The sequence below is a fragment of the Salinisphaera dokdonensis CL-ES53 genome (assembly GCF_040361215.1).
In the GTDB taxonomy this organism is placed as follows: Bacteria; Pseudomonadota; Gammaproteobacteria; order Nevskiales; family Salinisphaeraceae; genus Salinisphaera; species Salinisphaera dokdonensis.
In genome coordinates this window covers 620978-643361 of sequence record NZ_APND01000002.1, presented here as the reverse complement: position 1 = coordinate 643361, position 22384 = coordinate 620978, and the positions used below count along the sequence as shown (strand labels likewise).

At 64.6% G+C, this 22384-nt stretch carries 24 protein-coding genes; 13 read left to right on the top strand and 11 right to left on the bottom strand.

Features of this window, described 5'->3' with window-relative positions:
- Positions 1 to 97 precede the first annotated feature (97 nt).
- Both SADO_RS08835 and SADO_RS08830 read right to left on the bottom strand, forming a co-directional pair.
- Complete coding sequence (locus SADO_RS08835; RefSeq protein WP_353110813.1) at positions 98 to 2302, bottom strand: PhoX family protein; 2205 nt, start codon at positions 2300 to 2302, stop codon at positions 98 to 100.
- 133 nt (positions 2303 to 2435) lie between these two features.
- The gene (locus SADO_RS08830) at positions 2436 to 2990 is read right to left on the bottom strand and encodes an O-acetyl-ADP-ribose deacetylase (protein WP_353110812.1); all 555 of its coding nucleotides are present in this window, start codon (positions 2988 to 2990) and stop codon (positions 2436 to 2438) included.
- A 45-nt stretch (positions 2991 to 3035) separates the two neighbouring features.
- On the opposite strand from SADO_RS08830, the gene SADO_RS08825 reads away from it, so the two are divergent.
- A complete protein-coding gene (locus SADO_RS08825) occupies positions 3036 to 4361 on the top strand; it encodes a DUF2254 domain-containing protein (protein WP_353110811.1) in 1326 nt (441 codons plus the stop codon).
- Positions 4362 to 4445: 84 nt separating this feature from the next.
- On the top strand, positions 4446 to 6659 hold the full coding sequence (locus tag SADO_RS08820; RefSeq protein ID WP_353110810.1) for a S9 family peptidase: 2214 nt from the start codon (positions 4446 to 4448) through the stop codon (positions 6657 to 6659).
- 21 nt (positions 6660 to 6680) lie between these two features.
- On the opposite strand, the gene SADO_RS08815 is transcribed toward SADO_RS08820, so the two are convergent.
- Positions 6681 to 7403, bottom strand: coding sequence for a DUF1428 domain-containing protein (locus SADO_RS08815; protein ID WP_353110809.1), 723 nt, complete (start codon positions 7401 to 7403; stop codon positions 6681 to 6683).
- Positions 7404 to 7533: 130 nt separating this feature from the next.
- Between SADO_RS08815 and SADO_RS08810 the strand changes: the two genes are divergently transcribed.
- Both SADO_RS08810 and SADO_RS08805 read left to right on the top strand, forming a co-directional pair.
- Complete coding sequence (locus SADO_RS08810) at positions 7534 to 7980, top strand: MarR family winged helix-turn-helix transcriptional regulator (RefSeq protein WP_353110808.1); 447 nt, start codon at positions 7534 to 7536, stop codon at positions 7978 to 7980.
- A 422-nt stretch (positions 7981 to 8402) separates the two neighbouring features.
- Positions 8403 to 9218 (top strand): PEP-CTERM sorting domain-containing protein, encoded by an 816-nt coding sequence (locus SADO_RS08805; protein ID WP_353110807.1) that lies wholly within the window; start codon positions 8403 to 8405, stop codon positions 9216 to 9218.
- A gap of 111 nt (positions 9219 to 9329) precedes the next feature.
- Here the strand turns inward: SADO_RS08805 and SADO_RS08800 are convergent, their stop codons facing one another.
- Entirely contained in the window at positions 9330 to 9818 is a 489-nt protein-coding gene (locus SADO_RS08800) for a metallophosphoesterase family protein (protein WP_353110806.1), read from the bottom strand.
- A 100-nt stretch (positions 9819 to 9918) separates the two neighbouring features.
- Between SADO_RS08800 and SADO_RS08795 the strand changes: the two genes are divergently transcribed.
- A complete protein-coding gene (locus SADO_RS08795) occupies positions 9919 to 10650 on the top strand; it encodes a ParA family protein (RefSeq protein WP_353110805.1) in 732 nt (243 codons plus the stop codon).
- Between the two features lie 45 nt (positions 10651 to 10695).
- Here SADO_RS08795 and SADO_RS08790 read toward each other — a convergent pair whose 3' ends face one another.
- Positions 10696 to 11595 carry a haloalkane dehalogenase gene (locus tag SADO_RS08790; protein ID WP_353110804.1) on the bottom strand — a complete coding sequence of 300 codons (900 nt, stop codon included), beginning with the start codon at positions 11593 to 11595 and terminating at the stop codon, positions 10696 to 10698.
- Positions 11596 to 11676: 81 nt separating this feature from the next.
- On the opposite strand from SADO_RS08790, the gene SADO_RS08785 reads away from it, so the two are divergent.
- Positions 11677 to 12237, top strand: a complete 561-nt coding sequence (locus tag SADO_RS08785) for a DUF3015 family protein (protein WP_353110803.1) — start codon at positions 11677 to 11679, stop codon at positions 12235 to 12237.
- Between the two features lie 45 nt (positions 12238 to 12282).
- A complete protein-coding gene (locus SADO_RS08780; protein ID WP_353110802.1) occupies positions 12283 to 13140 on the top strand; it encodes a superoxide dismutase family protein in 858 nt (285 codons plus the stop codon).
- 108 nt (positions 13141 to 13248) lie between these two features.
- On the opposite strand, the gene SADO_RS08775 is transcribed toward SADO_RS08780, so the two are convergent.
- Positions 13249 to 14001, bottom strand: a complete 753-nt coding sequence (locus SADO_RS08775; protein WP_353110801.1) for an NYN domain-containing protein — start codon at positions 13999 to 14001, stop codon at positions 13249 to 13251.
- A gap of 168 nt (positions 14002 to 14169) precedes the next feature.
- On the opposite strand from SADO_RS08775, the gene SADO_RS08770 reads away from it, so the two are divergent.
- The gene (locus tag SADO_RS08770; RefSeq protein ID WP_353110800.1) at positions 14170 to 14649 is read left to right on the top strand and encodes a DUF2147 domain-containing protein; all 480 of its coding nucleotides are present in this window, start codon (positions 14170 to 14172) and stop codon (positions 14647 to 14649) included.
- Between the two features lie 86 nt (positions 14650 to 14735).
- Here SADO_RS08770 and msrB read toward each other — a convergent pair whose 3' ends face one another.
- Positions 14736 to 15275 carry a peptide-methionine (R)-S-oxide reductase MsrB gene (gene msrB / locus SADO_RS08765; protein WP_353110799.1) on the bottom strand — a complete coding sequence of 180 codons (540 nt, stop codon included), beginning with the start codon at positions 15273 to 15275 and terminating at the stop codon, positions 14736 to 14738.
- Between the two features lie 74 nt (positions 15276 to 15349).
- Positions 15350 to 15802, bottom strand: a complete 453-nt coding sequence (locus tag SADO_RS08760) for a DUF4442 domain-containing protein (protein ID WP_353110798.1) — start codon at positions 15800 to 15802, stop codon at positions 15350 to 15352.
- A gap of 45 nt (positions 15803 to 15847) precedes the next feature.
- Between SADO_RS08760 and SADO_RS08755 the strand changes: the two genes are divergently transcribed.
- From SADO_RS08755 to SADO_RS08735, 5 genes are all read left to right on the top strand, one after another.
- Positions 15848 to 16660 (top strand): phytanoyl-CoA dioxygenase family protein, encoded by an 813-nt coding sequence (locus tag SADO_RS08755; RefSeq protein WP_353110797.1) that lies wholly within the window; start codon positions 15848 to 15850, stop codon positions 16658 to 16660.
- Complete coding sequence (locus SADO_RS08750; RefSeq protein WP_353110796.1) at positions 16653 to 17060, top strand: DUF4174 domain-containing protein; 408 nt, start codon at positions 16653 to 16655, stop codon at positions 17058 to 17060. Before SADO_RS08755 ends, SADO_RS08750 begins: the two co-directional genes overlap by 8 nt.
- Positions 17057 to 17446, top strand: a complete 390-nt coding sequence (locus tag SADO_RS08745; RefSeq protein ID WP_434547893.1) for a DUF2237 family protein — start codon at positions 17057 to 17059, stop codon at positions 17444 to 17446. The genes SADO_RS08750 and SADO_RS08745 overlap by 4 nt, the downstream gene beginning before the upstream one ends.
- A gap of 90 nt (positions 17447 to 17536) precedes the next feature.
- Complete coding sequence (locus tag SADO_RS08740; protein WP_353110795.1) at positions 17537 to 18934, top strand: WS/DGAT/MGAT family O-acyltransferase; 1398 nt, start codon at positions 17537 to 17539, stop codon at positions 18932 to 18934.
- Positions 18927 to 19259 carry a hypothetical protein gene (locus SADO_RS08735; protein WP_353110794.1) on the top strand — a complete coding sequence of 111 codons (333 nt, stop codon included), beginning with the start codon at positions 18927 to 18929 and terminating at the stop codon, positions 19257 to 19259. Before SADO_RS08740 ends, SADO_RS08735 begins: the two co-directional genes overlap by 8 nt.
- 9 nt (positions 19260 to 19268) lie before the next feature.
- On the opposite strand, the gene SADO_RS08730 is transcribed toward SADO_RS08735, so the two are convergent.
- Genes SADO_RS08730 through SADO_RS08720 form a run of 3 tightly spaced genes read right to left on the bottom strand, consistent with a single transcriptional unit; the run spans position 19269 to position 22321 of the window.
- Positions 19269 to 19910: a LysE family translocator gene (locus SADO_RS08730; RefSeq protein WP_353110793.1), complete on the bottom strand. Its 642-nt coding sequence runs from the start codon at positions 19908 to 19910 to the stop codon at positions 19269 to 19271.
- Positions 19911 to 19943: 33 nt separating this feature from the next.
- Positions 19944 to 21158 (bottom strand): YbfB/YjiJ family MFS transporter, encoded by a 1215-nt coding sequence (locus tag SADO_RS08725; RefSeq protein WP_353110792.1) that lies wholly within the window; start codon positions 21156 to 21158, stop codon positions 19944 to 19946.
- Positions 21155 to 22321: a YbfB/YjiJ family MFS transporter gene (locus SADO_RS08720; RefSeq protein WP_353110791.1), complete on the bottom strand. Its 1167-nt coding sequence runs from the start codon at positions 22319 to 22321 to the stop codon at positions 21155 to 21157. The genes SADO_RS08725 and SADO_RS08720 overlap by 4 nt, the downstream gene beginning before the upstream one ends.
- Positions 22322 to 22384: the final 63 nt, after the last annotated feature.

The window sequence follows — 22384 nt, the reverse complement described above, 5'->3', positions numbered from 1 at the left end:
CGCACGCCGCAGCTACTTGATTCCATGGGGTTCCACGTGGAGCCGCACGAAAAAGGCCGCCCGAAGGCGGCCCCGATATCGTCAACGAACAGACAGATCAGACCGCGATCTGACCACCGTCGCTTTTCTGGATCACCACGGTCGACGCACGCGGGCGCACGCTGCCGCTGGTTTCGGCGGTGGCGTCGTCAGAATCGCTGGCCGGCCAGTTGCCGGGATGCTGGATGTTGATGAACAGCGCGGTCTTGTCCGGCGTGGCGAAGATGCCCGTGACTTCACAGCCGTTCGGACCCACAGCGAAACGCTTGAGCTGTTCCTGATTGCCGGCATTGATCACGGAAGCGCTATCGCCGCTGTTCAGCCCCTGTGGCACGACAGCCAGGACCTGATCGTTGGTCACTTCGGTACCGCCGGTATCGGTCTGGATCCAGAGGATGCCGTTGCCGTCTTCGCGATCGTCATACCAGAGGCCGTCGCAGCTGGAGAAATAGTTCTGCGCGGTCAGCCCCGATTGGTTGTAATCGTCGGGCTCGTTGTCGAGGCCCAGCGCGCCGAACACGAAGATGTCCCAGTTGAACGTGGTCTCGCCCGGCGCCGGTTCGCGCCAGCGGATGACGTGCCCGTCGCGGTTGTTCTCGCCATCCGGCTCGTCGTCATCATCGAACGTCGTCAACGTGCGCGGATTCGCCGCATTCACCGGTGCCGAAGCAAACCCGACCCCGGCTTCCTCGATATTGCTGCCATCGTTGGTATAGGTCGGGTCGGTTCCCTCGGCCGTGCGGTCGGAGTTGTTGGTGAGCGTCATGTAGACATCGCCCGAGACCGGATCGACCGCGCCCCATTCCGGCCGATCCATCGGCGTGGCGCCGGCCAGATCGGCCGCGTCACAGGTGTTGATGATGATGCCCGCCAGGTCGTCGGCTTCGAGGCCGAGCGCGGCCGCCAGCGTCTGGTCGCCGGCCTGGGTCATCGCTTCCGGCGTGAGCGCCAGCCATTCGCCGCTGCCGTCGGCGTTGAAGCGGGCGGCGTAGAGCGTGCCGTTGTCGAGGTACTTGTCGCCCAGCGCCAGGCGATCCACGCCCGTAGCGGCTGGATCAACCGCGTCGGCAGCACTCCACATCACGTCCGAAACGTATTTGTAGATGTACTCGTTGCGTGCGTCGTGGCCGGAATAGAACACGACGGGCTCGCCTTCGACCAGCTTGCCGACCCAGCAGCCTTCGTGACGAAAACGGCCCATCGCGGTGCGCTTCACCGGGCGCGAGGTGTTGGTGTACGGGTCGATCTCGACGTTATAGCCGTAGGTACGCGGCTCGTTGCGATAGTCGTCGGCGGCCGTCGCGCCGCTCGGGGTGGCGTTGAAGCGAGCGAACTCGCCATCGACTTCGGTGGCATCGCCGGCGGCCGTTTCCCAGGCGTAGCGACCGCGCCCGCTGGACACGCCGATACGGTTATCGTCGATCTCGCGATCGCTGTCCTTGATGAACACCGCCGGCCAGTTTTCTTCGCAGGTCAGGTAGGTGCCCCAGGGCGTGTAGCCGTTCGCGCAGTTGTTGTTGGTGCCGCGCGTGGCCATGCCCGTGGGCGAGTAGGCGGTTACCGCGTACGCACTGCCGGCAACCGGCCCGGCCAGGTCGATCGGGGTGGCGGTGGTGATACGACGGTTGTAGCTGGTGTCGTCGGCCAGCCCCCAACTGCCATTGTCGTCTTTGGTGATGCGTACGATCGTCACGCCGTGGGCATTGATCTCGGTACGGACCTCGTCGGCCGGGCGTACGCCGCTACTGGCGTTGGTCGCCCCACCCTGCGGCGCCCAGAGCGCGCCCTGGTCGATATATTCGTTGTTCATCGCGAGCAGGAAGTCGCTCGACGCGGTCTCTTCGCTCAGCGGGAAGTGGTACATGCCGTCGTGATGCATGCCCACCGTGTTGGCCTGGATTTCGGGCGTGAAATTCAGCTCCTCGCTGAACGCCGGCGCGGAGGCGTTGATCGGCGTACCCCAGGGAATCAGCACCTGGGCGGTATAACCGGCCGGCACGACAACGGCATCCTGCTGGGAGCCGGCGATGGCCTCGAAAGCGAGCCTCATGGCTGCGGCCATGTCGTCGTCGGCATCGTCGTTGCCGCCATCGCTGTCACTGCTGCAACCAGCCAGGCCAAAGCCGCCCAGCATGGTCGCGGCCGCGACGCCCAGGCCGCCACGCAATACGCTGCGACGCGCGATGCGACGCTCCAGCACAGAAGAGAACGGCTCGTTCTCGCTCTGGTTGAACAAACGATGGTCTTCGATTTCCTCGCTCATGGCCCGCCCTCGGTGGTGTTGTTCGGTGGAATGCCTGCGCGCGCACTTCCGGCACGCTGCAGCCCCACCGCACGCTAGACGGCTTGCATGACATTTCGGTGAAGCCGGCGCTGGCGCCACCCGGCGTTACGTATCAATGCGCGTCGAGCGCTCGCTCGAAGGCGGCCAGCGCGTCGTCCGAGAACAGCACGAACCGCGCGGTCTCGACGTTTTGGGCTTGGGATGCGTAGTCGACGATGGTGTCGATGGCGATATTCGCAGCCTCGTCCAGTGGGTAGCCGTAGACGCCGCAGGAGATCGCGGGAAAGGCGATCGAGCCCACGCTGTTGTCCTCGGCGAGCTGCATGGCAGTTCGATAACAACTGGCGAGCTGTGCCGCCACCGGCTGACTCTGGCTGTAGACCGGGCCAACGCAGTGCACGACGTGTCGATTGGGCAGTTCGAAGGCCTCGGTGATCACCGCCTCGCCGGCCTCGATTGGCGCGAGCTTGAGGCTGGCTTCGACCAGCTTCGGCCCCGCGGCACGATTGATCGCGCCGTCCACACCGCCGCCGCCCTTGAGCTGCTTGTTGGCGGCGTTGACGATGATGTCGATATCCGGCTGGTCAGTGATGTCGCCCTTGATGCATTCGATAGTGATGCCGGCGACTTGACGTTGCGTGGCGTGCTGCATGATTCGACCTCGCATGGGGTAAGGTGCGTCCATCATCCGCAAGCGATTGGATCAGGCCAAGTGGCGCAACTGATCAAGTACTGGAACACGCTCAAGGGCAGCTACTGGTTCATCCCCACCGTGATGTCGATCATGGCGGCGCTGCTGTCGTTTGCGCTGACCGCGATCGACAGCCGCATCGGCGCGGCCTGGGTCACCAACATCCCCTGGATCTACAGCATCCAGGCCGAGGGCGCGCGCGGACTGCTGACCACGGTAGCCGGCTCGATGATCGGTGTGGCGGGCGTGACCTTCTCGATCACCATCGCGGCGCTGTCCTACACGACCTCGACGCTGGGCCCACGCCTGCTGACCAATTTCATGCACGACCGGGGCAACCAGATCACCCTCGGTACGTTCGTGTCGACGTTCGTGTACTGCCTGCTGTTGCTGCGCGTGGTACAGGCCGGCCATGAGGGCAGCGCAGCATTCGTGCCGCATCTGTCGCTGCTGTTCGCGGTGGGCATGGCGGTGGCGAGCCTCGCGGTGCTGATCTATTTCATTCATCACATCACCGAGTCGCTGCACGTTTCCAACGTGGTCGCCAATGTCGCCAGCGAATTGGACGGCGCCATAGACGAATACCAGCGCCGGGTCGAAGCCGACCGCGACAAGCCGCCGGCCAATCTGCCGGCGGATTTTGCCGAGCAAGCGGTCGCCGTGCGCGCCGATGGCGACGGCTATATCCAGAACCTGATCTTCGGCTCGCTGGTGCGCCAGGCGGCGACCCACGATCTGGTGCTGCGTATCGAGCGCTCGCCGGGCGATTTCGTGGCCGCGGGCCAGACGCTGCTCTGGGCCTGGCCGGCCGCGCGGGTGGACGACGACGTGACCAGCGGGCTCATCGACGCCTATGCCTGGGGCCGCCAGCGCACCCAGTCGCAGGACGTGTTCTTTCTGGTCAACGAACTCGTCGAGATCGCCGCCCGCGCGCTGTCGCCCGGCATCAACGACCCGTATACCGCCATGGGCTGTCTCGACTGGCTGAGCGTGGCGATCAATCGCGTTGCCCGCGACGACATCTCCAGTCGCCACGGCTTCGACAGCGACGACAAGCTGCGCGTGTGGGCGCGGGGTTTCGATTTCGCCGCGCTGGTCTCGGCTGTCTTCGACCAGCTGCGGGCATACTTCGCCGGCGACCGCAACGCCGCCGTGCACATGTTCAAGCGCATCGGCGACAGCGGCGAATTCCTGCGCAACGCCGATCAACGCAAACTCATGCAGGCACAGGCCGAAGCGCTTTACGAAGCCGCCGGCGAGGCCATGACCAGCGCACTGGATCGTACGGCCGTGGAACAGGCCTATCGGCGCGCGCTTCGGTTGCTGGCACAGCGCAACGCCGTCTAGCGGAGCAAACGTCCGATCGGCCGGCTTGATTACCGCCGACCCGGGCCCGATCATCGGCGGTTCGCTGTTCCCAATCGACGCCGCATGTCCCAACCGACCGACAACCGCCACGCCTCCAGCCTGCCGCCCGTCGCCGAGCGCCGGCGCGTAAGCGAAACCCGCCACGGTGTGACGCTTGTCGACGACTACGCCTGGCTGCGTGACGAGAACTGGCGCGAGGCCATGCACGAGCCCGAGCTGCTCGGCGCCGACATCACCGCCTATCTGGATGCCGAGAACGCCCATACCGACGCGCATATGGCGCCGCTCGCCCCGCTGCGCCAGGCGCTGGTCACCGAACTGCGCGGGCGTATCGCGGAGCGCGATGCCAGCGTGCCAACGCCGGACGGCGACTGGTTCTATTACGTGCGTTTTCGCGAATCGGGCCAGCACCCGATCTTCTGTCGCGCCCCGCGTACCGGCGGCGCCGACACGCCGGCCGGCGAGCCGCTGCCCGACGAACAGATCCTGCTCGACGGCGACGTAGAAGCCGAAGGCCGCGCCTATTTCAGCCTCGGCACGGTCAATCACAGCTGTGACCACAAGCTGCTCGCCTTCGCTCTCGACGAGCGCGGCTCCGAGGCCTACACCCTGCATGTCCGCGATATAGAAAGCGGCGAGGAAATCCAGCCGCCGATCACCAACACCACCGGCAACCTGATGTGGTCGGCCGACAGCGCCACGCTGTTCTTCACCACGCTCGACGACAACCACCGGCCCTGCAAGGTCTGGCGGCTGGCCCTAGGCGACGCGCCGGAGGCCGCCGAGCTGGTCTATGCCGAACCGGATCCGGGCTTTTTCGTCTCCGTAGCTACGACCCAGAGCGATCGCTTCATCCTGATCAACGCCCACGATCACGCGACCAGCGAAACGCGTTTCATCGACTCGGCCTCGCCATGGGATGCACCGCGCCTGCTTGCCGAACGCATCGAGGGGCAGGAATACGACGTCGAAGACGACGGCGACGACTTCGTGATGATGACCAACGCCGACGGCGCCGAGGATTTCAAGCTCGTACGCACGCCGATCGCCACCCCGGGCCGCGAGCACTGGCAAACGATCGTCGCCCACGAACCCGGCCGTCTGCTGCTCGATCATATCGAGTTCGCCGATTTTCGCGTGCGTATGGAACGTGCCGACGCACTGCCGCGCATCGTGCTGACCGACAAGCGCAGCGGCCAGAACTATGGCGAGGATCACGCCATCCGTTTCGACGCCGAGGCTTACAGCTTGGGCGTGGATCCCGGCTACGAGCACGACACGCATACGCTGCGCTTCGTCTACAGCGCACCGAATACACCGGACGAGACCTACGACTACGACATGGGCGAGCGCACCCGGCGCCTGCGCAAGCGCCGCACGGTGCCCAGCGGCTTCACGCCCGCCGCCTATGTGGTCAAGCGCCTGCACGCCACCGCCGCCGACGGCGCGGAAGTGCCGATTACGCTGATCCATCATGTGGATACGCCCATCGACGGCAGCGCTCCCTGTCTGCTGCACGGCTACGGCGCCTACGGCATCTCGGAAGCCGCGGCATTCGCCTCCAGCCGGTTCTCGCTGGTCGACCGCGGCTTCGTGCACGCCATCGCCCATGTGCGCGGCGGCCAGGAATGCGGCTATCGCTGGTATGCCAACGGCAAGCTCGAACACAAGCCGAACACCTTCAGCGACTTCGTCGCCGTGGCCGAGCATCTCGTCGAAACCGGATACACGCATTCGGGCGCGATCGTGCCCCACGGCGGCAGCGCGGGCGGCATGCTGGTGGGCGCGGTGCTCAACCAGCGCCCCGATCTCTGGGGCGCCGCGATCGCAGACGTACCCTTCGTCGACGTGCTCAACACGATGATGGACGAAACCCTGCCGCTCACGCCGCCGGAATGGCCCGAATGGGGCAACCCGCGTGACGACGCACAGGCCTTCGAGACCATTCGCAGCTATTGCCCCTACCAGAACGTCAGCGCGCAGGATTACCCGCCGACGCTGGTGATCGCCGGCGTCTCCGATCCGCGTGTCACCTACTGGGAACCGGCGAAATGGGTCGCCAAGCTGCGCGCCCACAAGACCGACAACAACGCCCTGCTGCTCAAGACCCATATGGCTGCCGGCCATGGCGGCCTGCCCGGGCGCTTCACCGCGCTCGAGGAAACGGCGCTGATCTACGCCTTCGTGCTCGATGCATTGGGTTGCACTGGAGAAAGCGCGGGCCGAGCGACCGGGCGGGAAGCGGCCGCGCCGGTCAGCGACGATCGCATTTACTAGGCAACACCTGCTGTCGATGGCTCAATCGGCGTCGACAAGCAACACTTCGAAGCCACCCATGATGAGCCGCTTGCCATCGAAGGGCATGTCCGGCGGCGTCTCGCCCAACCGCGGATCCGCCATCGCGCCCGCGATTCCGGCATCGCGGGCTGTGCGATCGGCCCACTCGATCCACGCGAAGACCACTTCTTCATTCGACTCGGCATGGGCTGCACGCGCGAAGTCCGTCACCTCGCCTAACGGCAGATCGTCTCCCCAGGCCTCGACCACGCGTTTGGCGCCGTGTTCCTGGAAGACGACCGCTGCTTGTTCGGCCATGGCTTTATAGGCCGGCCTGTTGTCTCTCGGTACCGGCAACACGAAGCCGTCGATATAACCGGGCACGCCGGCGTCACCGACATCGACCAGCGGCTCGAAACCGCCGAAAATCATACGGTGGCCGTCGAACGGCATGTCGCCGATCGCATGCATGCGTGGATCAGACATCATCTGGTCGAACGCGGCGTCTCGTGCTGCCTTGTCCGGAAACTCCATCCAGCCAAACGACACGGTCTCGTCGGCGGTTGCCGCCACCGCGCCGTGCAGATCGTTGATCTTGCCTTCGGGCACGTCGTCGCCCCATGTCTCGACCACACGGGCGGCGCCGAATTCGCGCAGCAGCGGCGAGGCGCGACCCGCATGCGTGGAGAACGCATCCCGGTTCTCCGCGGGGATTGCCATGACAAAGCCTTGGATATAACCCATACAGCCTCCTGCGGGGCCGAACGCCCCTTGGCACTTCATACGGGCTCGGCGCCCGCTTCACCCAACCACTGCCTCAACCAAGCGTTGATCTCAGCTTGTACATTAATGTTGATATCAACATAATTACCGCATGTCAACGAATACACATGTTCCTCATGGAACCACGCTCGAAGTTCGCGACACCTGCCTGTGTCTTCACGCTCAACGCAGTGCCCGTGCGCTGGCGCGGCGGTTCGACCAGGCATTACGACCCGTCTCACTCAAGCACGGCCAGTTTTCGCTGCTCATCGCGTTGAATCGGCCCGAGCCGCCGCCGATCGGTGCTGTAGCTGAGTTGCTTGCGATGGACCGCACGACGCTCACCGCCAATCTGAAACCGCTACAACGACGCGGCCTGATCGAGATACAGCCCGACCCGACAGACCGCCGCACACGTCGCCTGTCGCTCACCGCGGAAGGCAGCACTCTCCTAGCTGAGGCGGTGCCCATCTGGCGCGAGACTCACCGCAAACTCGAAGCCGCGCTCGCGCCCGGTGAAGCCGACCAGCTGCGGCAATCGCTCAACGCGCTGGTCTGAGTCATCGCGCAAGGGCCGGATGCAACGTCCAAACGCCTGGGCGCACGCTCCAGACCGGGATTCGAGTGTGCAAGTTGCACCTGTCACACCACGCGACGCATGCCGGACCGATTCCGGGAAAAGCCGAAAAGATTTCTTTGTCCTGATCCGTGAGTGCGACTCAATCCGTTCGAGCCAGACGACAGCTGACGCGCCTGTCGGGAATTATTGCACCCGCTTTCGACCCGATAAACGGCACGAGCACGTTTGGCGGGAATTTTCGACCAATTAGACGTCGGATACGATTACAACCCTTGTCAGAAAAACTGAAAATTATATTCAAGAATCTGATATTTAACGATATTTCCACAAGGCTTGTTTCTTGCAACCCCTTGTTCGCCTCCATCCCGAGGCGACGTACAAAACGCGGCAGGCGACCCACGATGGTTCTTGCCTCTACACCATGCACAGGGGGCATCATGACCAACTCAGGTATCCGCTATCTAGCCGGCAGCGCGCTCGCGCTTGTTTTGAGCGCAGGCGCTGCGGTGACTGCACAGGCCGCGGCCATCACACCGCAATTCGACACCTTCGGCGAACTCAACGACAGCACGGGCGACAACGTCGAATTCGGCGGTGACGGCATTCCCAACGACGCCGTGTCGATCACGCGTATCGAAAACAACGGCAACAACATCACGCTGGGCCTGACGGCTACGCCTCGCGGATCGACCGCACCGCCGGTAACCAATGACGGGGCAGGTACTTTTTTTGCCGACCCCGGATCGTCCGAACCGACCGGCGACCAGAACCGTTCCCTCTGGAACTTCAGCTTTTTCAGCGAGGTATACGGCGGCAACGGATCACTGGCGGACTACTCTTTCGATCTACTCTATGACTTTGATCCGGCGGGCGGCACGGATGAAGGCGAACACGGCCTCTTCAATGCCGGTGCCTTCGCCGCGAGCACGAGCGTTGCGCAAGGGTCGCAGAATCTCGGATTCGACTATCTTTCGGGCGACCCCTTCCTGGATCGGGCGCCCTCGTTCACTCCCTTTGATCCGACAGTCGCTGGCCTGTACACGTTCTCGTTGCGGGCATTCGATATGAACAGCGCCTTGCTCGGTGAGTCGGCCATTCGAGTGAACGTGGGCAACGTGGCAATGAACGACGTCCCCGAGCCGTCATCCCTGGCGCTACTCGGCCTGGGACTTTTCGGTGTCGGATTCGTCGCCATGTCCCGTCGCCGTCATAGATAGATACCAGAGCCACGGTTCCTGACTCAGGGCGCCTTGGCGATCGAGTGATAGACGGGCGGCCTCTTGGCCGCCCGTCTATTTTTAGGCTGCGAAACGTAACGAACTGGTTGATCAGCGCCGTTTGTTTTTCATTGGCGCCAAGTCGTGTCCGCGTACTTGCCACTCATCGGTGCCGGCAATCAGCTCGAGCCAACCCGGCCCGCCATAGGCCCGCGTACGCCCGGCCGCTCCTGGATTAAGCACCCACGGTTCGACGTCCTGATCGATGACCCGGCGGTGACTGTGGCCGCAGACGACAGCCCCGGCGTCGGGAAACTGTTCGCGCAGTTTGCGATGACGGGTTTTGGCCGGCCACTGATGCCCGTGAATGACGACGAGCTGGCCACCCGGCAGGTCGAGCGTTTCACTTTGCGGCCAGCCTGAATCCTGGGGGTCGTTATTGCCGTGCACGATCACCAGTCGCTCAGACAACGGCGTCATCGCGGCGACCACGTCGTTGCCGACGTCGCCGGCATGAACCAGCACGTCGGCGCCAGCCACGGCTTCGGCAATACGCGTGTCGAGCATGCCGTGGGTATCGGCAATCAAGGCTATTCGCATGGACGGCAGACTAACCGCTGCGCGGCGGCAGTCAATCGACACGCCCGCGTCACGCGCGCGCGATAGATGCGTCGCTGATTTTCTGGTTAAGATTCAGCGCATGAAGACTTACGCGATTTACAGCCTCAAGGGCGGCGTCGGCAAGACTGCCGCTGCGGTCAATCTAGCCTATGAAGCGGCCGCAGCCGGCAAGCATGTGTTGCTTTGGGACCTGGACCCGCAGGGCGCGGCGAGCTGGTACCTGGGTGTCGACTCGTCCCCCGAGATGTCTGCAAAACGCATCGTCTCGGGAAAGGAAGCGCTCGGCCGGCATGTGCAGGCGACCGAACATGACCGCCTGTCGGTCCTGCCGGGCGACCGCGGTTATCGCGACTGGGACGCACAGATCCATGCGGCAAAACAGCCCCGCAAGGTGCTCGAAAGCCTGATCGAACCGTTCTCTGAAAGTTATTCCGTGCTGGTGCTGGACTGCCCACCGGGCATCGGTGCGCTGGCCACTTCGGTGCTGCGGGCAGCCGATCGGGTGCTGGTACCGACGGTACCCACACCGCTGTCGCTACGTGCGCTCGACGAAGTACTCGAGCACGTCGACGACAAGAAGGTGGGCAAGACGCGCGTCACGCCTTTCTTCTCCATGGCCGACCGGCGTCGCAAGATGCATCGCGAAATGATCGAATCGCCGCCGGACATCATGAAGAAGGCGCCCAAGACGTTCATCGACTACAGCACCCATGTCGAACAGATGGGCGCGCATCGTGCGCCGGTCCGAGCGTTCGCACCGCGCAGCCGGGCAGCGGCGCAGTACAAGGCGCTCTACAAGGAAATCCGCTGATTCAGCGCTGGCACTGACTCGCGCGATCGCAGAGCGGCTACCGGCTCAGCGTGCAGGCCCCATCTGGGCGAGCATGAATTCGGCGATCGCCGCGCCCTGATCTTCCTGGAGGAAATGCCGCGCGCCGCGAATGGTGGTGTGCTCGGCATCGGCCGCGCCCGGCACCCGCCGGCGCAGGACCTTGTCGGCACCTCGCGTAATCGGATCGCCATCGGCGAAGCAGGTATGAAACGGGCGCGAGAATTTCTCCAGCGATTCCCATGCCGCACGGTTGTCCGGCGTGGCCGGGTCGTCCGGAGCGATTGGCACCAGCGCCGGAAAGGCGCGGGTTCCGGCCATATAGCGCTTGTCGGGAAACGGCGCGAGATAGGCGGCGCGTTCGTCGCGTGACAGCCAGCGCTTGCTGCCGGCCTGCAGGATCGCGCCCACCGGAAACACTGGGCTGCGCAGGGCAAATCCCCGCCAGAGCGAGAACACCCTGGGCATGGTCTGATCGCCGGTCGGCAGAAAGCCGTTGCCGACGAACACGCGGGCGAAGGTATCCGAATGTTCGGCCACCAGGCGAAGGCCGATCAACGAGCCCCAGTCCTGACAGAACAGCGTGACGTCGGCGAGTTCGAGCTGCTCGAACCAGGCCCATGTCCAGGCCACGTGTTTGGCGTAGCTGTAATCCGCGACAGCGCCCGGCTTGTCGGAGCGCCCGCAGCCGATCAGATCCGGCGCCAGCACGCGATAGCCGGCCGCCGCCAGCGGCTCGATCATGAACCGATAGAGATACGCCCAGGTCGGCTCGCCATGCATGAGCACCACGACCGGGCCATTGCGCGGACCGACATCCACGTAGTGCATGCGCAGACCGTCCACCTCGACATAGTGCGGCGCATAGGCGAATCCCGGCAGGCGGGAAAAGCGTTCCTCGGGGGTACGTAAGACCTCTCGCGTCACGCGGGCTCCTTGGCGGTTGGGCTCGGGCGGTTGGACTCGAGTAAGCGAACACATGCGAACCGCCATCAAGTTGACGGGCCTGTGCTGAACGCCACATTAAACCGCGAGCCGCATCGCTCGAAAGCGTTTTGCCGCAGCGCGACTGGCGAAAGCCACGTATTGTGCTGGCACGACGCAGGCGCTAGCGTGTCAGAAAATACAACAGTCATCAGGGTTATCGTGATCAGCTATTCTCTCTTCAGGCCGCAACGCCTGTACCTCGCCGCGGCGGCGGCCATGCTCGCGTTCTTGCTGGGCGGCTGCTCGGCCGTGACGAGTACGACAAATACCGCCGCGGATGTGGCCCGCACGGCCACGAAAGGCATGCTGGCCTCTAGCCGCGCCTCCACCGATGCCTCGGTCACCGAGCCGAACACCCCGCGCCATCGACAGGCGGTCGCCTTTGTCGATTCCCAGCGCGACCCGCTCAGCCGTGAAGCCGCGACCGGCGGCGGCGAGCATATCGACGCGCTGGCCAGTCTGCTCGGCGACGGTGAAGACAATGATCTCGGTCCATGGATGCAGGCCCATTACGGCGAACTGTTCGCCGACGACACCGATGCCGCGGCAATGGTTGACCGCATTGCCGCGCGACGTGGCTAGAACCGCCACCACGCATATGTTTTCAAACGAAAAGGAAGGCAAACGATGAAATCCGTAGTCTCCATCTCGGCCGCCATGCTTCTGGCCATGAGCCTGACCGCATGTGGCAACAACGACGAACAGGACAACGCCGCCGCCAACAACGGCGAAGCGCCTGAAACCAACACCGCGAGCCAGAACAGCAACGCCATGGAAAGCGGCAACGACTCGCAGATGAGCGATGATGCCGCCGGCGAATCGCAGGACAACATGTCCTCGGATATGGCGACCAGCGACGACAGCGCTTCAGGTGAGAGCGCCAGCGCCTCGGGCGGCGCCACGAGCGAGGACATGCCTCGGGCCGCGGTCGCGGTGCTCAACGCCACCAACGGCAACGACGGCGTGTCGGCCACGATCCGCTTCACGCCCAAGGATGGCGGCCTGGCCTATAAAACCGAGGCCGAAGGTCTCGAGCCCGGCAAGCACGGCTACCATCTCCATCTCTATGGCGATTGTTCGTCCGGCGACGGCAAGTCGGCCGGCACGCACTTCAACCTGAAGGGCAGCTCGAAGAACCCGCCCGAGGACATCGACCACATCACCGGTGATCTCGGCGACCTGAACGCCGGCGAAGACGGCAGCGCCACTCACGAAGGCATGCTCGACGGCGCCTCGCTCACCGGTGCCAAGGCGATCATCGGCCGCGGTGTGATCATCCACGCCAAAGCCAATGATCCGAGCCAGCCGCCGATCGGCGCTGCCGGTTCGCGTCAGGCCTGTGGTGTGGTCGGCATCGCCGAGCCGCAGTCCGGCAATGCGTCGAGCGACAGCAGCGGCTCGAGCATGGAATCCGGCAGCAGTGCCTCGGGTTCGGCCGAATCCGGCTCGGATTCGAGCATGGAGAGCGGCGAAGACGCCATGTAGTCACGGCGTTCCGGCTTTAGGACCGGATAACAAAAAGCCCGACGCCGAGACCGGCGTCGGGCTTTTTTTACGGGCGGCTGAAAGAAAGCGCCAATCCGTCGTGCGGTGCTAGGTTACCGCGACCTTGTAGTTACCACGCTCGGCGTCGTACTCCAGCGTGATCTGACCGTGCTGCTCGGCCGACTTGAGCAGATCGGTGAAGCTCTTGAAGCCGGAGTAACTTTCGTTGAAGCCGGGGTAGACACGCTTGATCGTCTGCTTCACCAACGACCCCCAGACCGGGTCGTAGTCGGATTCCAGCGACGACACGATCTCGAGCAGCTTGTCGCGCGCTTCCGCCCCCTTGTCCTGCTTCTGGCCGGACTCTGCCTTGCGCTTGCGCGCCCGGCCGGACTTGCGCACCAGGTCATCGTAGTAGATGAACTCGTCGCAGTTGGCGACCAGCAGTTCCGAGGTCGAGGACTTCACCCCGCAGCCGATCACACGCTTGTTGTTCTCCTTGAGCTTGGAGACCAGCGGCGAGAAATCGGAATCGCCCGAGACCAGCACGAAAGTATCGATATGGTCCTTGGCGTAACAGAGATCCAGCGCGTCGACGACCATGCGGATATCCGCGCTGTTCTTTCCGGAGATACGCGTCTGCGGGATGTCGATCATCTCGATGCCCATCGAGTGAAACGACTTCATCTGGTTGCGGTAGGCGCTCCAGTCGCAATAGGCGCGCTTGAACACCAGTCGACCTTTTTCCAGCACGCGCTTGTGGATAAGCCCCATGTCGAACTCGCCGCCGGGCAGATCCTTCACGCCGAGGGCGAGGTTCTCGAAATCGATGAATACGGCAATCAGCGCTTCGCCGGACATGGGCTTTCCTACTGCGGCACGCACCACGAAGACGGCACGGCCAGAATGAGCGCGCAGTCTAGCATTGCTGTATTGACGGGCATTTGACGGCTATCAAGCGCGTTTCGTTCATCTTCCGTACGGGTTCGTACGGCATGCTATCTTCAGTTTTCAATGAGGAGGAAAACCATGTTCAAGAGTGCATTTCTGGCCAGCGCCCTGCTGCTCACCGCCGGCACCGCGATGGCCGCCGAAATGAAGGCCTCGGATGCCGAAGGCGTCTGGGAAACCGCCACCGGCGGCTATGTGGAAGTCTACGAGGACGGCGGCACCTACAAGGGCACCATCGTGGGCTCGAAGAGCGGCGAAGCCCGTTACGACAAGAACAATCCGGATGAATCCAAGCAGGATCGCCGTCTGCTCGGCGTTACCGTGCTCAAGGGACTCGAATACGTCGGCGACGGCAAGTTCGAGGGCGGCAATATCTACTCGCCCGACAACGGCAAGACCTACAAGGCCAAGGCCACCCAGACCGGCGCCGATTCGCTGGACGTGCGCGGCTATATGGGCATCAGCCTGATCGGCAAATCGCAGACCTGGAAGCGCGTAGAGGCCGATGCGCCGAACGTGCACAAGGATCTGCTGCAATCGGCCGGCGCCAGCCAGTAATTTACTGACGCGACGGACATGAAAAAGCCCCGGTTCGGCCGGGGCTTTTTCGTTTCAGCCAGCGCTCATCAGGCAGCGGCCGCCGCTCAGCCGGTGGCGCCGCTTCCCGCGGGCACGAACTTCAACGCCACGCCGTTGTTGCAGTAGCGCTTGCCGCTCGGCTTCGGGCCATCGTCGAAGACATGGCCCTGATGGCCGCCACAACGCGCGCAGTGGTATTCCTTGCGCGGCCAGATCAGCTTGTAGTCGGTCTTGAAGTCGAGATGGCCCTCGACGAACTCGTAGAAGCTGGGCCAGCCCGTGCCGGACTCGTATTTCCACTCACTCTTGAACAATGGCAGATCGCAGCCGGCGCAGATGTAATCGCCGTCGGCCTTCACGCTGTTCAGCTCGCTCGATCCGGGCGCTTCGGTGCCAGCCTTGCGCAGCACGTCGAATGCTTCCGGCGAAAGCTGTTCCCGCCATTCGGCTTCGGTTTTCTCCACGGTATAGACCTCCACATCCGAGGGCGCGTCGCCCGTCTTGGCACCGGCAGGCGCCTCGGACGAACCGGCCAGTGCACGACCGATCACGGTCGCGCCGACCGCAGCCGAGCCCATCGCACCCAGAAAATAACGTCGTTTCATATCCACACCGCCGTGGAAGGGGTTTGTATGACTCTACGTCAACCGCGCCGCAACGGATGAGCGCGCCGTCCGCGCTAGCCGCGTGGGCCCATGCGATAACGCACGATAGACGCTGCCACGAGGACATCGTTGCGATCGTGCATGAGCACTTCGATATCGCGCTCGACCGTCTCGCCCGCCGCCGGTACCGACCAGCGCGCAGTCGCGGTGATCGGCCTGCGCGCCTTGGCGTGATAATCCGTGCCCAGATGTACGGCGATACCGCGCATGTCGGCCGGCAGGCTGTAGAGCACCGACAACCCGGCCGTGGTTTCGGCCAGCGTCGCCATCGCACAGGCATGAATACTGTTGAGATGATTGCGATTCGCACGGCGATCCGGCATGCGCAGCCGGACATGTCCATCAGCCAGTGCCTCGACCTTCGCCCCGATACTGCCCGAGTACGGTGCCACCCAGCCGATCCCGCGAGACAACAGTCGCCGACCGCCCGGCAGCGCATAGATCGAGCGGATGTCGGGCAACTTCATTGTCTGTCCTTGCGTAGGCGTTGGTGAGCCCGCAAGTCTACAATCATGAGCATGAATGCGACGATCGATAGGCCCACCCAGCCGGCACTCACGCCGGCCCAGCGCGAACTGTTCAAGGTCGACGGTTTTCTGATCATGCGTGGACTGGCCAGCGCCGAGCGCCTGAATGCCATGCGCACCACCGCCGTCGAACACGCCAGCGCCCATGTCGCGCCGATCGAGTACGAGGCCGATGTCGCCTACCCCGGCGCACCGGCCAGCCGCGACGCCGAAGGCGGCGATACGCCACGGCGCCTGCTGCAGGCCTACGACCGCGATCCGCTGTTCGCCGACTGGGCCGCGGACGCGCGTCTGAGCGCCATCGTCGCCCAACTGCTGGACAGCGACGACGTCTGGCTCAGCCGTAATCACCACAACTGCGTGATGACCAAGTCGCCGCGCTATTCCACGGCCACGGCCTGGCACAAGGATCTGCGCTATTGGTCCTTCGAGACCCCGCGCCTGGTCAACGCCTGGCTCGCACTCGGCGACGAGACCCCGGCCAACGGCTGCATGCGCGTGCTGCCGGGCACCCATCGCATGCCGTTCGATGCCGAGCAGATGGACGCCGACCAGTTCCTGCGCGAAGACCGCGACGACAACGCCCGCCTCATCGAGAGCGCTATCGACGCACAGCTTGCCCCCGGCGACGTGCTGTTCTTCGATGCTGGCCTGCTGCATGCGGCCGGCGCGAACACCACCGACGAACGCAAGCTGTCGATGGTCACCACCTATTACGGCAGCGACAACGCGCCGGTCCCCGGCACCCGTTCCGCCCGGCTCGAACCTGTCCCGATCCGCGAGACCCGCCATGCGTAGATTCCTGTTCGCGAGCCTGTTCTCCGCGATAGCCGGTGCCGGTACGGCCGGAGCCGCAACGCTGGACAGCCTGAAATGGGACTACCGCGTGATTGCGGTATTCACGCCCACACAGACCGCCGGCCAGAACGCGGCCGATACGCTGAATCGCACCACCGGTATCGAGAATCGCGATATTGCGTGGTTTGTGGTCACCCCCGAGGCCGTGCAATCCAACCAATCCCGGTCGATCGATCGCGCGTCGTTGACGGCGCTGCACGAAGCCGACGGTTTCGAGGCGGTACTGGTCGGCAAGGACGGCGGCGTGAAATCGCGTCAGACCGAGGAACTCGATGTCGACGCCTTCTTCGGCGAAATCGACCAGATGCCCATGCGTCAGCAGGAGATGCAGCAACAATGAGCCAGACGATGACCGACACCCCGGCCCGCAATGTTCTCGGCGAGCCACTGGCCGGCTGCTGTGATGCACCGCTGACCGGATTCTATCGCGACGGATACTGCCGCACGGGCACAGCCGATATCGGACGGCATGTCGTCTGTGCCGTGGTCACCGACGACTTCCTCGAGTTCTCTGCCAGTCGTGGCAACGACCTGGCCACGCCGCACCCCGAGTTCGATTTCCCCGGCCTCAAGGCCGGTGACCGCTGGTGCCTGTGCGCGGATCGCTGGGCCGAGGCTCACGAGGCCGGCGTCGCGCCGCGAGTCGCACTGACGGCGACCGACGAAGCCGCGCTCGAAATCATCGACATGGCCGACCTCAAGGCGCACGCGATCGACCTGTCCTGATCGCCATGCCGCGCGCTCGGTAATCGCTCGGGCTATGCGCGACCATGGTGCAGGCGCTACGCTCGCACGATTCCAGTCAGGAGGCGCGCCATGCGGCTGCTCAACCCCGTCGACCAGATCTTTCTGCGCCTCGAGCGACGCAACCAGCCCATGCATGTAGGCGGGCTGCAGTTGTTCTCGCTACCCGAGGGTGCGGGCAGCGAATACGTCCGCGAAGTCGTGGATGCCGCGCGCGGTTTCACCGATGTGCAGCCGCCGTTCAATCGACGGCTGAAATATCGCTTTGGCCAGCCGTTCTGGGTCGACGACGACAGCTTCGACCTCGAATACCACGTGCGCCATCTGGCGCTGCCGCAGCCGGGCGCGATCCGTGATCTGCTCGCACTCGTGTCCATGCTGCATGGCGCGCTGCTGGATCGCTCGCGGCCGATGTGGGAGACCTATGTCATCGAGGGTGTGACCGGTAATCGCTTCGCGATCTATACCAAGTTCCACCACTCGATCATGGACGGCGTCAGCGCAATGCGGGTCCTACGCAAATCACTCAACGAGCAGGCCACACCCGGCAGCCTGTGCGTGCCCTGGAATCTGCCACGCGAAGACAACAAGCCGAGCAGCCGACCCACGCCCTGGCGCTCGGCCGTCAAAGCTCTCGGTGCCACCGGCCGGCAGGTGGCAGCGATGCCGCGCGTCGGACAGGAGATCCTGCGCGCCTGGCAGGATTCGCGCGAGAGCCCGGACTTCACCTCGATCAGCCAGGCCCCGGGCAGCATGCTCAACCGGCGTATCAGCGGCTCGCGGCGTTTCGCGGCCCAGTCCTATTCACTTAACCGGATCAAGCGGCTGGCCAAGCACTACGAGGCCACAGTCAACGACATCGTGCTCGCGATGTGCGCCAGCGCGCTGCGTGACTACCTGATCGAACAGGACGCCCTGCCCGACGCGCCGCTGGTGGCGATGCTGCCGGTGTCCCTGCACACGGCCGATAGCGATGCCGGCAACAACATCGCCATGATCTTTGCCAGCCTCGCCACCGACGTGGCCGATCCGATCGAGCGGCTGGCCACCATCCAGCGCTCGGTCGATCACTGGAAACGTCGCTACAAGGCCATGACCAGCGAACAGATCCTGGGCTTCACGGCCGCACTCGGCACCCCGATGGGCATGAACCTGCTCACGGGCATCGCGCCGAAACATCAGTCCTTCAACGTGGTGATCTCCAACGTGCCGGGGCCGAGCGAGACGCTCTACTACGGCGACGCGACGCTCGAAGGCATGTATCCGGTGTCGATCGTGCTCGACGGCCAGGCGCTCAATATCAGCATGGTCAGCTATCGGGATTCACTCGAATTCGGCCTGATCGCCTGCCGGCGCTCGGTGCCCAGCATGCAGCACATGCTGCAGTTCCTGTCCGACGCACTGGACGACCTGGAACCCACCGACCTCGCCCACACCGGACGCGACGGCGTCGCTGCGGACGGTGGCTGACACACCGCCCGATACCGACAAGCGCTGTGAACTCTGCGGCCGGGTCGGCGTGCGCACGACGCGCCACCACCTGATCCCGCGCCGCACCCACCGGCTCAAGCGCATCCGCAAACGCTTCGACCGCGAGGAGCGCCTGACCGCGATCCTGCATATCTGCCGGCCCTGCCACAGCCATATCCATGCGGTACTCGGCGAAAAGGAACTGGCCGAGACCTACAACAGCCGCGCCGCTCTTCGGGAACATCCCGAGATCGCCACGTTCATCGACTGGTTGGCCGACAAGCCAGCGGGCTTTCGACCGCAGATCCGCCGCCCGAAGCGCTAACGGAGAACGCTAGACCGCGCGCCCACTGGCCGCCAGGCGCAGTCCCAGCGCGATGAACAATGATCCCAGCGCACGATCCATCCACTGCCCGACACGTGGATGATTGCGTACCGTCCGCGCCAGCCGTCCACCGAGCAGAACCATGGGCGGCTCGATGAATGCGGCCACCGCGATGATCAGGCTGCCGTGCAGAAACAACTGGGCCGGCACCGGGCCCGCGCCGACCACCACAAACTGCGGCAGGAATGCGACAAAGAATACGGCGACCTTGGGGTTGAGCACGGCAATCAGTATCCCGCGGCGCAGGATGGCGGCATCGGTGATCGGCGCATTGTCGATATTGACCACCAGCGTGTCGCCGCCGGAGCGCCAGGCCTGAATACCCAGCCAGACCAGATAGGCGGCCCCGACCCATTTGACGATGCCGAACGCCAGCGCCGACGCGGCCAGCAGTGCCGACAGACCGAGTGCCGCCAGCAGCACATGCACGAAGGTGCCGCTCCAGGCACCCAGCATGGCGGCAAATCCCGAACGCACGCCGCGGCGCGCGGACTGGCCGAGGATATAGGCCATATCCGGCCCGGGCGACAGGTTCAGGAGCGCCGCGGCACCGAAAAACGCCAGCCAGTGGGCATAGGAATAATCGAACATTTCGGGTCCCGCGCTATCGCTCGTCTGGCAAACCTAACGCTCGGCACGTGCCGCGGCAACGGCGCCAGCCATCGCACAGGCACAGCCGATCACCAGAATCGCAGCACCCATACCGATCAGGTCGATATAACGACCGATCTGTTCGTACAACCGGGCCATGGCAAAACCGCCGATGGCCTGTGTCGCAGCAAAACTCAGCGTCGCCCAACCCCAGATCTGCTGCTGGCGCCCCATCGGGACCAGATCGACCACCACGCCAGCGGTCAGCGTGATGATCGCCGGCACCATCGCACCGACGAAAAATGACGACAACGTCAGCGCCCACGGCTGCGTCGAAACAAGCGGCAAGGCCGTGGCCAGCGTCATCAGCACGAACGAGGCCACCAGCGCCGGACGAAAGCCCAGTCGTGCGGCCGTGATGCCGGCCGCGGCCGGCCCGACCACACCGCCAACACCCAGCAACAGCCAGTAGGCACTGCCACTGCCCAGGCCGCGCCCCAGTTCGCGGGCGATATAGTCCACCCAGTAGAGCGAATGCGGCACGTAACCCGCCGAGCTCAGCCCGTAGGCCACCACGATCAGCGTGATCGCCAGCCACGGCACGGCCACGCCAGACACGGCGTGCGCTGTACCGGTCTCGCGCGCCGGCAGGTCCGGCAACGTGCGCCAGACGGCGAACCAGCTCCATGCCGCAAGCAGACCGCCGACCACGCCCACCGCGCACCAGGCCGCGGCGATGCTCGCATCCGCCAGCCACGGCACGATCAGGCTGGATGCGATGGTGCCCACGCCGATGCCGGTAAAGATCACCGCCGAGGCGCCCGGGCGGGCACGCGCCGGCATACGCGCCATGATCGCCGGCGTGACAACGATGGTCAGCGTGGAGGCGGCCCAGCCGGCAATCAGCCGCCAGGGCGCATACCAGACCATGCCCCAGTCCAGCGCACAGGCGAACAGGCTGGCCACCACCGCGATCAGACAGACGGCGATCGTGCGGCGCTCGCCGAAACGGCGGCCAATTCGATGCGCGCTGGCCGCGCCGCACAGATAGCCCAACAGGTTGATGGCCCCCAGGCGCGCGGTCTGGGCATCGCTGAACCAGTGCTGCTCGACCAGCGGGGTGATCAGCGGCGTGAATGCATAACGCCCGAGACCAATCCCCAGCAGCAGCGCGACCGCGCCGGCCAATGGCAGACGCCAGCCGCCGGATTCGATCGCTTCGCTGCGGGTAGCCGCGCGAGCGCTCACGGCACCCGCCGAACCGCGCCGCCGACCGCACTCGCGGCGGCAGCCGCCAGCGCGATGACCGCAATCACGAACAACGGCCGATAGCTGCCGAACTGCTCATAGCCCCAGGACATGCCATAGGCCGACGCCGCCTGGGCCAGCGCGAACGCCAGCGTGGCCCAACCCCAGAGCTGTTGCTGGCGTTCGGGCGTGGACAGGGACGCGACCGAGCCTGACGTCAGCGTCACCGTGGCCGGCACCAGAAGCCCGACCAGAAACGACGACAACCCCAGCGACAGATAATGGCTCGAGATCAGCGGCAGGCTCACCGCCGCGGTCTTGATCGTCAGCGCGATCGCCAGCGCCGGTCGGAAATTCACCCGCGCGGCGAGCATGCCGGCCACGATCGGCCCGCACATCGCGCCCACGCCAAACACCACCCAGTAGCCGCTGCCGGTCCCAAGGCCTTGGCCGAGTTCGCGGGCGATGTAATCGACCCAGAACAGCGTATGCGGCACGAAGCCGATCGCATCCAGCCCGTAGGCGCCGATCACCAGCCAGAGCGCAAGCCACGGCAGGCGCGTCGACGCTCCGTTACGGCTGTCGGTGGCCGGCAGCGGCGGCAGATCACGCAATACCGCAAACCAGGCCCAGGCGCTCAGGGCGGTCGCCACCAGCGCCAGCGCGATCCAGGTCGCGGCGACGCCGATATCGGCCAGCCACGGCACCAGCGTGCCGCTGGCCATCACACCCAGGCCAATGCCGGTGAACACGCGCGCGCTGGTGCCGGCACGCTCGGCGATCGATACACGGGATAGCGCGGCCGGCGCGCCGACCACAACGAGCATCGCACCGGTAATTCCACAGGCCAGACGCCAGAAGCCGTACCAGTACACGCCGGCGTCCAGCGCGCAGGCATAGAAGCTGATTACGGTAATAGCGAGACAGGCACCGAGCACCGCACGCACGCCAAAGATCAGCGTCGCACGATGAGCAGTCGCAGCGCCGATCAGATAACCCAACAGGTTGATGGCGCCCAGATAGGCTGCGTCGTGCGGCGAGAACCAGCCGGCCTCCACCAGCGCCGGGATTAGCGGCGTATAGGCAAAACGCGCCATGCCGATCCCGATCAGCGTACAGACGCCGCCGGCCAGGCCGAGCTGGTGGGCCGATATTCGATTCATCGTTGTTCTGTACAGCAATCGAGGCCCGCGAGTGTGCCATGCCTGTCGCTGCAACGCTTCCCG